The sequence below is a fragment of the Neisseria sp. P0021.S006 genome, from assembly GCF_051956895.1.
Window position 1 is genome coordinate 1 of record NZ_JBQCWZ010000840.1, and the last position, 627, is coordinate 627.

Annotated in this window: 1 protein-coding gene; it reads left to right on the forward strand. The window is 48.8% G+C overall.

Annotated features, from left to right (window positions below; all coding sequences use genetic code 11):
- The coding region (locus ACTHUM_RS17425) for an extracellular solute-binding protein (protein WP_440403615.1) at positions 1-627 on the forward strand (627 nt) is incomplete at both ends.

Genomic DNA, 627 nt, shown 5'->3' on the forward strand with positions numbered 1-627 from the left:
ATCAATAAGGATCTGATTCCGAACTACAAAAACATCGACCCTGAATTGCTGAAGATGTTGGAAACCGCCGACCCGGGCAATCAATACGCCGTTCCTTATTTCTCCGGTGTGAACACTTTGGCGATTACCGCGAAAGGCAAGGAGCTTTTGGGCGGAAAATTGCCTGAAAACGGCTGGGATTTGCTGTTCAAACCTGAATACACCAACAAGCTGAAATCTTGCGGCATCGCTTTGTGGGATACCCCGAGCGAAATGTTCCCAATCTTGTTGAACTACTTGGGTAAAGATCCTAAAGGCTCGAATCCTGAAGATTTGAAAGCGGCGGCAGAAGTGTTGAAAGCCATCCGTCCTGATGTAAAACGTTTCAGCCCTTCCATCATTGACGAATTGGCGCGCGGCGACATTTGCTTGGCGGCAGGTAACGGCGGCGACTTGAACTTGGCCAAAGCGCGTTCTGAAGAAGTGAAAAACAATGTCGGCATCGAAGTGTTGACTCCGAAAGGCATGGGCTTCTGGATTGAATCTTGGCTGATTCCGGCCGATGCGAAAAACATCGTCAATGCCCACAAATACATCAACTACACACTTGATCCCGAAGTGGCTGCGAAAAACGGTATTGCCGTAACC